General features: G+C 72.5%; 10 protein-coding genes. 8 read left to right on the top strand and 2 right to left on the bottom strand.

Annotated elements, in window-relative coordinates; all coding sequences use genetic code 11:
• Positions 1 to 15: 15 nt before the first annotated feature.
• Entirely contained in the window at positions 16 to 1,644 is a 1,629-nt protein-coding gene (locus ACIRB4_RS23485) for an acyl-CoA synthetase (RefSeq protein ID WP_403294089.1), read from the bottom strand.
• Between the two features lie 175 nt (positions 1,645 to 1,819).
• Here ACIRB4_RS23485 and ACIRB4_RS23490 point away from each other — a divergent pair, with 175 nt between their 5' ends.
• From ACIRB4_RS23490 to ACIRB4_RS23525, 8 genes are all read left to right on the top strand, one after another.
• Positions 1,820 to 2,620: a crotonase/enoyl-CoA hydratase family protein gene (locus ACIRB4_RS23490; RefSeq protein WP_403294091.1), complete on the top strand. Its 801-nt coding sequence runs from the start codon at positions 1,820 to 1,822 to the stop codon at positions 2,618 to 2,620.
• Between the two features lie 149 nt (positions 2,621 to 2,769).
• Positions 2,770 to 3,738 (top strand): Zn-ribbon domain-containing OB-fold protein, encoded by a 969-nt coding sequence (locus tag ACIRB4_RS23495; RefSeq protein ID WP_403294093.1) that lies wholly within the window; start codon positions 2,770 to 2,772, stop codon positions 3,736 to 3,738.
• Positions 3,735 to 4,808 (top strand): thiolase domain-containing protein, encoded by a 1,074-nt coding sequence (locus ACIRB4_RS23500; RefSeq protein ID WP_403294094.1) that lies wholly within the window; start codon positions 3,735 to 3,737, stop codon positions 4,806 to 4,808. Before ACIRB4_RS23495 ends, ACIRB4_RS23500 begins: the two co-directional genes overlap by 4 nt.
• A complete protein-coding gene (locus tag ACIRB4_RS23505) occupies positions 4,801 to 5,967 on the top strand; it encodes a thiolase domain-containing protein (RefSeq protein WP_403294096.1) in 1,167 nt (388 codons plus the stop codon). The genes ACIRB4_RS23500 and ACIRB4_RS23505 overlap by 8 nt, the downstream gene beginning before the upstream one ends.
• Before the next feature lie 76 nt (positions 5,968 to 6,043).
• Positions 6,044 to 6,286, top strand: a complete 243-nt coding sequence (locus ACIRB4_RS23510) for a DUF397 domain-containing protein (protein WP_403294098.1) — start codon at positions 6,044 to 6,046, stop codon at positions 6,284 to 6,286.
• Positions 6,287 to 6,334: 48 nt separating this feature from the next.
• A complete protein-coding gene (locus tag ACIRB4_RS23515; protein WP_403294099.1) occupies positions 6,335 to 6,745 on the top strand; it encodes an ACT domain-containing protein in 411 nt (136 codons plus the stop codon).
• Between the two features lie 184 nt (positions 6,746 to 6,929).
• Entirely contained in the window at positions 6,930 to 7,430 is a 501-nt protein-coding gene (locus ACIRB4_RS23520; RefSeq protein WP_356896371.1) for a hypothetical protein, read from the top strand.
• A 16-nt stretch (positions 7,431 to 7,446) separates the two neighbouring features.
• Positions 7,447 to 7,815 (top strand): S4 domain-containing protein, encoded by a 369-nt coding sequence (locus ACIRB4_RS23525; protein WP_391137252.1) that lies wholly within the window; start codon positions 7,447 to 7,449, stop codon positions 7,813 to 7,815.
• A gap of 99 nt (positions 7,816 to 7,914) precedes the next feature.
• On the opposite strand, the gene ACIRB4_RS23530 is transcribed toward ACIRB4_RS23525, so the two are convergent.
• Positions 7,915 to 10,107, bottom strand: coding sequence for a germacradienol/geosmin synthase (locus ACIRB4_RS23530; protein WP_403294101.1), 2,193 nt, complete (start codon positions 10,105 to 10,107; stop codon positions 7,915 to 7,917).
• Positions 10,108 to 10,303 lie beyond the last annotated feature (196 nt).

Genomic DNA, 10,303 nt, shown 5'->3' on the forward strand with positions numbered 1-10,303 from the left:
TGTCCGGGACGGCCGTCAGCTCCGGTCGCCCTCGGCCGCCGCCACCGACCGCGCCCAGCGGTAGTCCGCCTTGCCGCTCGGTGAGCGCTGGATGCGGTCGGCCAGCACCAGGCGGCGCGGAATCTTGTAGCCGGCCAGCCGGGTGCGGCAGTGGGACTGGACGGTCTCCAGGTCGAGCGGGCGCGCTCCGGCGCGCAGTTGGACCACCGCGGCCACGTGGCTGCCCCACTTCGCGTCCGGTACGCCCGCGACGAGGGCGTCGTAGACGTCGGGGTGGGACTTGAGCGCCTGCTCGACCTCCTCCGGATAGACCTTCTCCCCACCGGTGTTGATGCACTGGGAGCCGCGGCCGAGGACGGTGACGATGCCGTCCTCGTCGACGGTCGCCATGTCGCCGAGCAGCACCCACCGCTCGTCGCCCTTGCGGAAGAAGGTCTCGGCCGTCTTGGCCGGGTCGTTGTAGTAGCCGAGCGGGACGTGGCCGCGCTGGGCGAGACGGCCCGGCACCCCCACCGGCACCGGTTCGTGCGTCGCCGGGTCCACCACCTGGGTCCGGTCGTTGACCTCCAGGCGGAAGCCCTTCTCCGGGCCCGAGTCGTCCGTCGCCCTGCCGTTGGAACCCGATTCCGAGGACCCGAAGTTGTTCAGGAGCAGCACGTTCGGCACGAGCTCCTGGAACTGCGCCCGCACCGTGTCGGACATGATCGCTCCGGACGACGAGACGCTGAACAGCGACGACAGATCCGTACCCTTGAGCGGGCCGTGCAGCGCGTCGACGAGGGGCCTGAGCATCGCGTCGCCCACCAGCGACACGCTGGAGACCCTCTCCTTCTCGATCGTACGGATCACCTCCTCGGGCACGTACTTGCGGTGGAGGGCCACCCGCTGCCCGTAGTTGAAGGCGATGAACGAGGTCAGCGTCGACGTGCCGTGCATCAGCGGGGGAGTCGGGAAGAAGGTGAGCCCGCCGCCCCGCGCCGCCACCCGCTCGGCCAGCTCCTCCGGGCGCTTCACCGGCTCGCCCGCCGGATCGCCGCCGAAGAGCCCGGCGAAGAACAGGTCCTCCTGGCGCCACATGACGCCCTTGGGCATCCCGGTCGTACCGCCGGTGTAGATGATGAAGAGGTCGTCCGCCGAGCGCGGCGGAAAGCCGCGCTCCGGTGAGCCGGCCGCCTCGGCCTCCGCGAACGGCACGCAGTCGAGCGCGGGGGGAGCCGTCCCGGGCGGGGTGCCCACCCGCACGAGGTGCCGCAGCTTCTCCGTCCGCGGCAGCGCGGCCGCGACCCGGTCGGTGAACTCGGCGTCGAAGACGAGCGCCGCCAGATCGGCGTCCCGGTAGAGATAGGCCAGCTCCTCCTCCACGTAGCGGTAGTTCACGTTGACCGGGACGATCCGCGCCTTGAGGCAGGCCAGCACCGTCTGCAGATACTCGACGCCGTTGTAGAGATGCAGGCCCAGATGCTCGCCGGGCCGGATCCCGGAGTCGATCAGATGGTGGGCGAGGCGATTGGCCGCGGCGTCGAGCCGCGCGTAGGTGAGTCTGCGCTCGGAGCCGGTGCCCGGGTGGTCGACGTACACGAGCGCCTCGCGGTCGGGGACCACGTCGACGACCGACTCGAACAGGTCGGCAAGGTTGTACTCCACCGTTCCTCCTGACGCCGCGTCCGTCCTGGCCCGGACTGACCCGGCGGTCATCAGAGCACCGGAGGGCGGAGGTGGGAAGAGCTCCCGCACAAGAAACTGACTGAGTGTCAGAAAACTATTGAACTGGGACCCCGGCTCCTGCAACCTGTTCCAGTCTGGAGACGGGAGAACGTCCATGGGCGGGACCGAACACCTCACCGTGCGGCGCGAAGGCGCCACACTCGTGCTCACACTCAACCGGCCGGAGGCCAAGAACGCGCTCTCACTGTCCATGCTGGTCGGGCTCCACGACGGCTGGCTGGAAGCCGACGCCGACGACACGATCCGCTCCGTCGTGCTGACCGGAGCCGGCGGCTCGTTCTGCGCCGGGATGGACCTCAAGGCGCTGGCGGGCAAGGGAATGGAGGGCGAGCGGTACCGGGACCGGCTCAAGGCCGACCCCGACCTGCACTGGAAGGCGATGCTGCGCCACCACCGGCCCCGCAAGCCGGTGATCGCCGCCGTCGAGGGCCACTGCGTCGCGGGCGGCACCGAGATCCTCCAGGGCACCGACATCCGGGTCGCCGGAGCCTCGGCCACCTTCGGGCTCTTCGAGGTCCGGCGCGGGCTGTTCCCGATCGGCGGGTCGACGGTCCGGCTGCCCCGCCAGATCGCGCGCACCCACGCCCTCGAGATGCTGCTCACCGGCCGTCCCTACAGCGCGGAGGAGGCCGCCCGGATCGGCCTCGTCGGTCGGGTCGTCCCCGACGGCACGGCCCTGGAGGAGGCCCTCGCCATCGCCGAGCGGATCAACGCCTGCGGGCCGCTCGCCGTCGAGGCGGTGAAGGCGTCGGTGTACGAGACCGCCGAGATGACCGAGAGGGAGGGGCTCGCGGCCGAACTCGCGCGCGGATGGCCGATCTTCGAGACCGCGGACGCCAAGGAAGGCGCCCGCGCCTTCGCGGAGAAACGCGAGCCGGTGTACCGGCGGGAGTGACACGGCCCGGCCCTTGCAGCGGCTCGCCACCCGGCCGGGCACAGAGCGGCCCACCCGGCACAGTGGCCCGCTCCTCGCAGCGGTACGCCCGGCACAGCGCGGCCCGCTCCTCGTAGCGGCCCGTCCACCCCACGGAAGGAGCCCCATCCATGACCGCCGCCCCCGCGCCGGACACGCTCCGCGCCCCGCTCGTCGTCGAGTTCCCCTTCACCCGGTCCCTCGGCCCCGTCCAGTCCGCCTTCCTGACCGGACTGCGCGAACGGACCGTCCTCGGGGTGCGGGCGGACGACGGCCGCGTCCTCGTCCCGCCCGTCGAGTACGACCCCGAGACCGCCGCCGAACTACGCCACCTCGTCGAGGTCGGGACCAGCGGCACCGTCACCACCTGGGCCTGGAACCACGAGCCCCGCTCCGGCCAGCCGCTCCCGACCCCCTTCGCCTGGGTCCTCGTCCGCCTCGACGGCGCCGACACCGCACTGCTGCACGCCCTCGACGCCCCCGGGTCCGACTCGGTGCGCACCGGCATGCGCGTGAGGATCCGCTGGGCAGAGAACAGGTCCGGCACGATCACCGACATCGCCTGCTTCGAACCGTACGAGAGCGAACCCGCCGACGAGACACGCGACCACGACGGACGGTTTGCCGACCCCGTCACCGGCATCGTCGCCCCCGCCCGCCTGGACTACATCTACACCCCGGGCCGCGCCCAGACCGGCTACCTCCGCGCCCTCGCCGAGCGCAGGACCGTCGGCGAACGCTGCCCGTCCTGCGCGAAGGTGTACGTCCCGCCCCGCGGCGCCTGCCCCACCTGCGGCATCGCCACCACCGACCGGGTCGAGGTCGGGCCCCGCGGCACCGTCACCACCTTCTGCATCGTCAACATCAAGGCGAAGAACGCCGGGAACGACGCCATCGAGGTCCCGTACGTCTACGCCCACATCGCCCTGGACGGCGCCGGGCTCGCCCTCCACGGCCGGATCGGCGGCATCCCCTACGACCAGGTCCGGATGGGTCTGCGCGTCGAACCCGTCTGGAGCGACGACGGCCGCTTCCCGGACCACTACCGCCCCTGCGGGGAGCCCGACGCCGACTACGACACGTACAAGGAGCTGCTGTGACCACGGACCGCGCCACACCCGACCGGGAGGTGGCGATCGTCGCCTTCGCCCAGACCGACCACCTGCGGCGCACGGACGAACTCTCCGAGGTCGAGATGGTCATGCCGGTCCTCCACGACGTGCTGCGGCGGACCGGATGCAAGACCTCCGACATCGGCTTCACCTGCTCCGGCTCCTCCGACTACCTCGCCGGGCGCGCCTTCTCCTTCACCATGGCACTCGACGGCGTCGGCGCCTGGCCGCCGATCTCCGAGTCCCACGTCGAGACGGACGGCGCGTGGGCGCTCTACGAAGCCTGGGTGAAGCTCCTGACCGGCGCGGCCGACACCGCGCTCGTCTACGCCTACGGGAAGTCCTCCGGCGGCTCCGTACGCGACGTGCTCACCCGGCAGCTCGACCCCTACTACCTCGCCCCCCTGTGGCCCGACTCCGTCGCCCTCGCCGCGCTCCAGGCCCAGGCGCTGATCGACGCCGGGGACACCGACGAGCCCGCCCTCGCCGGCATCGCCGCCCGCAGCCGTCAGGACGCGGCCGCCAACCCGCACGCGCAGCTGCCCGGCGCCCGCCCGCAGGGCGACTACCTCGTCCGCCCCCTGCGCACCGGCGACTGCCCGCCCATCGGCGACGGCGCCGCCGCCGTGATCCTCGCGGCCGGGGACAAGGCCAGGGAGCTGTGCGCCCGCCCCGCCTGGATCCGCGGCATGGACCACCGGATCGAGGCCCACGCGCTCGGCGTGCGCGACCTCACCGACTCGCCCTCCACGCGCCTGGCCGCCCAGCGCGCCGGAGCCTTCGAGCGGCCCGTCGACACGGCGGAGCTGCACGCGCCATTCAGCGCCCAGGAGGTCGTCCTGCGCAAGGCCCTCGACCTCGACGACAGGGTGAGGGTCAACCCGTCCGGGGGCGCGCTCGCCGCCAACCCCGTCATGGCCGCCGGGCTCATCCGGCTCGGCGAGGCCGCCGCCCGCATCCACCGCGGCGCGTCCGACCGCGCCCTCGCCCACGCCACCTCCGGCCCCTGCCTGCAGCAGAACCTGGTGGCCGTCCTCGAAGGAGACCCCCGTGGCTAAGGAACCCGTGGCGATCGTCGGGATCGGCCAGACCAAGCACGTCGCCGCCCGCCGGGACGTCTCGATCGCCGGACTCGTCCGCGAGGCCGCCCTGCGCGCCCTGGAGGACGCCGAGCTGACCTGGGCGGACGTCGACGCCGTCGTCATCGGCAAGGCCCCCGACTTCTTCGAGGGCGTGATGATGCCGGAGCTGTACCTCGCCGACGCGCTCGGCGCCGTCGGCAAGCCGATGCTCCGCGTCCACACCGCCGGATCGGTCGGCGGGTCGACCGCGCTCGTCGCCGCCGACCTCGTGGCCGCCCGCGTCCACCGCACGGTCCTCACCCTCGCCTTCGAGAAGCAGTCCGAGTCCAACGCCATGTGGGGCCTGTCCCTGCCCGTCCCCTTCCAGCAGCCGCTGCTCGCCGGCGCCGGCGGCTTCTTCGCCCCACACGTACGGGCCTACATGCGCCGCACCGGCGCCCCCGACACCATCGGCTCCCTCGTCGCCTACAAGGACCGCCGCAACGCCCTGAAGAACCCCTACGCCCATCTCCACGAGCACGACATCACCCTGGAGAAGGTCCAGGCGTCACCGATGCTGTGGGACCCCATCCGCTACTCCGAGACCTGCCCCTCCTCCGACGGCGCCTGCGCGATGATCCTCACCGACCGGGCCGGCGCCGACCGCGCTCCCCGCCCGCCCGCCTGGGTGCACGGCGGCGCGATGCGCAGCGAGCCGACCCTCTTCGCGGGCAAGGACTTCGTCTCGCCGCGAGCGGGCCGGGACTGCGCCGCCGACGTCTACCGGCAGGCCGGCGTCACCGACCCGCGCCGGGAGATCGACGCCGTGGAGATGTACGTCCCGTTCTCCTGGTACGAGCCGATGTGGCTGGAGAACCTGGGCTTCGCCGCGGAGGGCGAGGGCTGGAAGCTCACCGAGGCGGGGGTGACCGAGCTCGACGGGGACCTGCCCGTGAACCCCTCCGGCGGGGTCCTCTCCACCAACCCGATCGGCGCCTCCGGCATGATCCGCTTCGCCGAGGCCGCGCTGCAGGTACGGGGCAGGGCGGGCGCGCACCAGGTGGACGGCGCGCGCAGGGCGATCGGACACGCGTACGGAGGAGGCGCGCAGTTCTTCTCCATGTGGCTCGTGGCGGACCGGCCCCCCACGGTGTGAGGTCTGTCCGGCCCCCGTGCCGCTCGCTACGCTGAGCCCGGACGACGACCATGCGGGATGCGGGAGGAGCACGGACGTGGCGGAGAGCACCACCACCCAGCACGCCTTCGCGGGCTGGGACAAGCCGGAACTCGACCTCAGCAACGCCGACTGGCGATCGGGCAGCCAGGGCGCGGGAGACGTCCAGATCGCCTTCGTCGAGGGCTTCATCGCGATGCGCAACGGAGGACGGCCGGAGGCCCCGTCGCTGATCTTCTCCCCGGCGGAGTGGCGGGCGTTCGTGGTCAACGCGCGCGAGGGCGAGTTCGACCTGACCTGACGCCCTGTCACGCCCGTCGGTGGTCCCACTCGACCTAGGGTGGTGATCATGAGTGCAGAGCGTGATCTGACCCGGCTCGTTGCCGGGATGCGGCCGGAGCTCAACCCCGGCCGCTATGTCTTCGTCACCGTGGACGGCCCCGTTCCGGCGGGCCTGACCCCGGTCGCCACCGTCGCCGAGAGCGAGGGGCTCACCCTGGTCGTACGCCAGGAGGAGGCCGACCGGGCCGGCCTGGCGTACGACTACGTGGCGGGATGGATCACGCTGCGCGTGCACTCCGCGCTCGACGCCGTGGGGCTGACGGCGGCGGTCGCCCGGGCACTCGCCGACGCCGGGCTGAGCTGCAACGTCGTGGCCGGTTTCCACCATGACCACCTCTTCGTCGAACACGCCAGGGCCGAGGAGTCGTTGGCCGTGCTGCGCCGCCTCGCGGAGCACGCGTCCCACACCTCCGTGTGAGCGCCTCCGGAGGCCGCCGGACGCCACTCTGAGCGATCGCGCGGCCGCGGCAGGTGACCGCCGAGGGGGCCGGCGGACCCGCCGCCGGGGTGCCGGGGCGCGGGCCGGGACGGGCGCGGAGGCGGGCGGCGCCGGACCCGCCCCGGCGCGCCGTGCCGCGCGCCCGGGCACGTACCATGGCCGTATGTCCTTCCTCCGCCGCCGCAGCGCCGCCACACCCGCGGGCCCGGACTTCGACGTCCTGGCCATGGACCCCGGGGACTGGCCCGGCAACCTCGGCGCCGGTCTCCTCCCCGCCCCCGACGGGACCTGCCAGGGCGTCTTCCTGCGCTACGACCTCTTCGGCGGCCGCGGCCCCGCGATGATCATCGGTAACCTCCCCGAGGGCTCCCCGGCGCGCGAGCTGGGCGACGGACAGATCCCCTTCGAGGTCGCGCAGCTTCTCGCCGCCCTGGAGAACGACGAGCCGGTCGAGGTCCTGGAGACCGAGGACATGCCGGTGATGCAGGGCGACAACCTGCTGATCGTCCGCCGCGTCAAGCTCTCCGAGAGCCGGATCTCCTGCGTGCAGTTCGACCGCAGCGACAACGTCCTGGTGACGATCGCCAGTTGGGACCGGCCGATCACGGACGACCTCTACGCGCTGCTCAAGCCGCTGCCGGCCGAACTGTTCCAGCAGGGCTGACGGGGAGCGGGGGCCGATGAGCGCGCGCGTCGACAGCTGGATCTGGGCGGTACGCCTCACCAAGACCCGTTCGCAGGCCGCCGCGGCGTGCCGGGCGGGGCACGTGAAGGTCAACGGCGAGCGGGCCAAGCCCGCCCAGCCCGTGAAGCCCGGTGACGAGGTGCGCCTCTTCCACGGCGGCCGGGAGCGGATCGTCGAGGTGAAGGAGCTCCTCACCAAGCGGGTGGGTCCGCCGGTGGCCGCCACGGCCTATGTCGACAACAGCCCGCCGCCGCCCCCACGCGAGCACGTCGCCCTGGCGGGCGTCCGCGACCGGGGCGCCGGGCGTCCGACCAAGCGCGAGCGCCGCGAACTCGACCAGCTGCGCGGCCACCGCCCGGCCTGACCGGGCCCGCGGCGGAGTCGGGGTTCGGCGCGGCCGCGGAGGTACTGACCGGCGCCCCGGCGCGGGCGCCGGGGTCTCCGCCGCCCGCTCGCCCGTGCGCTACGGCGTGAACAGCGCGGCCAGCCGCGCGGCCGAGGTGCCGACCCCCGTCGGGCCGCGTCGCGCCAGCGCCGTACCGCTTCCGGTGTGGACGTCCTCGGCACGGTAACGGCGCACGCCCCGGTGCCAGTTGAGGATGCCGGCCAACCAGTCCTCCAGCTCCCGCACATACGCCTCGAACGCCGCCCGGCCCGCCTCGTCCAGGGCGAAGTCCTCGTACAGCATGGGTAGTTCGTACTTCTTCACATGCTCGAACTGGCGCAGGCGCCCCCGCATCAGATCGTCGACCATCGCCACGGCGGTGGGATAGTCGCAGTCGAAGAACTTCTGCAGCACCAGTACGCCGTTGTGCACCTCGCCCTCGACCTCGATCTCCTTCTGGTACGAGAAGAGGTCGTTCAGGAGGGTGGCGTAGTCGGCCGCCGAATTCTCCAGGGCGCGGACCGTGCCGGTGCGGTAGAGGGCCGACGGCAGCCCGTCGGCGTGCCGCAGCCGGCACAGCGACATCGTCAGATCCGAGCCGAAGGTCAGCCGGCGCATCTCGATGTAGTCCACCGGATCGGGCACCCGGTGCTGCGCCTGGTTGTGCAGCTCCCACATCCAGCTGTCCAGCATGGTGTCCATGGCGGCACGCAGCTGGGCCCGGGCCTCGGGGCCCATCGGCTCCGCCGTGCGGGCCCACAGATCGGCCAGCGCGCGCTCCATCGGGCTCACGGCCAGCGCCCGCCCGGCCGCCGGATCGTCCTGCGGCATACACGCCTTGAGCCGTTCGGTGCACTCCTTGGCGCCGAGCAGATTGCGCGGCCGGCCGAAGACCAGCGGGTAGTAGTCGTCCCCGTACGTGCCCCAGGTCAGCCACTCGGCGCTGAGCTCCAGCTCCTCCAGGGTGGCGTCCGGGTCGAGCCCCGCCGAGCAGAGCGCGAAGTCGAAGCCGTCCAACATCGGACGGTCCCAGATGTCGTCCAGGAGCCCCATCCGCTCCGCCCAGTCCACCGAAAGGCGCTTCGCCTCCTGGTGGTGCGGGCTGAGCGACAGGGGGTAGGGCAGGTCGAACTCGGGCAGCAGCGACGGCCCCACCTTCTGGTGCGGCACATGGGAGAGCGAGCGCAGCCGCGAGGCCGCCGGCCGGCCGAACAGCGTCCTGATGTCGAGGGCCGACGTGCCGAGCACCCCGTCGAGGTGCGACGGCCCGGCCGGCACCAGACCCTCGTTCATGTAGCGGCTGGAGCGCAGGTGCCACTCATGGCCCCCCGACTGCCAGTCCTGCAGTCCCTTGGCGTACGCCGCCACCGCCGCGGTCTCCGCCGGAGCCAGCCCCTTCTCCAGGCAGAGCCCCGGCACTTCGGTGAGAGCCGTGTTCTCGAACTGCTGCAGCCGCGAGGTCAGCAGGTCGTTGACGGCGTCGGCGGCCTCCTGCGTCGTACAGCCCAGGAACTTCTCCAGCACGAGGACGCCATTGCTGTTCTCTCCCTCGTCCTCCACCTCCCGCTGGTACGAGAAGAGGTCGTTGCGCAGATGCACCGCGTCCGAGAAGGCGTCCCGCAGCACCCGCAGCGGGCGGGAGTGGGCCACCTGCTCGGGGACCTCGGCGCCGGCCGCGTACTCGACGAGCCCGGCCGACCAGGGTGCGCCGCCGACCTTGCGGCGCATCTCGATGTACTCGACGGGGTTGGCGATCCGCCCCTCGTTGATGTTGTCGAGCTCCCACAGCGACTCGTACAGCAGATGCTCGGTGGCCTCCGCGAACCGGGCCCGCCAGGCCGGCGACATGGACGGGACCGTGCGCGTCCACAGGTCGGCGAGCCCCGCCTCGACGGGATTCACCGGCTCGGGCATCGCGGCCGCCGGGTCCATCGGCATGAACAGCGGCAGCCGGTCCAGATACGCCTTGCCCCCGGGCCGGTCCTGGGTGCGCTTGAAGGTCTCCAGGAAGTGGTCGTCGAAGAAGAAGACCCAGGTGTACCAATCGGTGACCAGCGACAGCGCCTCGGCGTCGCAGTCCGGATGGGTGTAGGAGCAGAGCAGCGCGTAGTCGTGGGACTCGAGGTCGTGCTCCTCCCAGATGCCGGAGCCCTCCAGCATCCCCATCGCCCGCGCCCACTCCCTGGTGTGCGTGCGGGCGGTCTCCACATGGGGATTGAGCCGCGCCGGATACGGGACATAGAAATCCGGCAGTACGAAGGGCTGAGCCATGCGTGCGGTGCCTCTCGCTGAATACGGGCGATGTCCGTCGAGCCCTACCCCCTGTGCGCGGCGCCCACGCGGCACCCGAATTAGTCATACCAACGCCGGGGGGTGGGGGGGGGGGGCCCCCCCCCCGCCCCCCCCCCCCCCCCCCCCCCCCCCGCCCCCCCCCCCCGCGCCCCCCCCCCCGCCCCCCCGGCCCCCG

Origin of the sequence: Streptomyces sp. NPDC093600 (assembly GCF_044764755.1) — a bacterium.
GTDB lineage: Bacteria > Actinomycetota > Actinomycetes > Streptomycetales > Streptomycetaceae > Streptomyces.

Coding starts and splice junctions, on each gene's coding strand:
- ACIRB4_RS23490 (WP_403294091.1), top strand. CDS start 1,820: ATGGGCGGGACCGAACACCTCACCGTGCGGCGCGAAGGCGCCACACTC.
- ACIRB4_RS23495 (WP_403294093.1), top strand. CDS start 2,770: ATGACCGCCGCCCCCGCGCCGGACACGCTCCGCGCCCCGCTCGTCGTC.
- ACIRB4_RS23515 (WP_403294099.1), top strand. CDS start 6,335: ATGAGTGCAGAGCGTGATCTGACCCGGCTCGTTGCCGGGATGCGGCCG.
- ACIRB4_RS23520 (WP_356896371.1), top strand. CDS start 6,930: ATGTCCTTCCTCCGCCGCCGCAGCGCCGCCACACCCGCGGGCCCGGAC.
- ACIRB4_RS23525 (WP_391137252.1), top strand. CDS start 7,447: ATGAGCGCGCGCGTCGACAGCTGGATCTGGGCGGTACGCCTCACCAAG.
- ACIRB4_RS23530 (WP_403294101.1), bottom strand. CDS start 10,107: ATGGCTCAGCCCTTCGTACTGCCGGATTTCTATGTCCCGTATCCGGCG.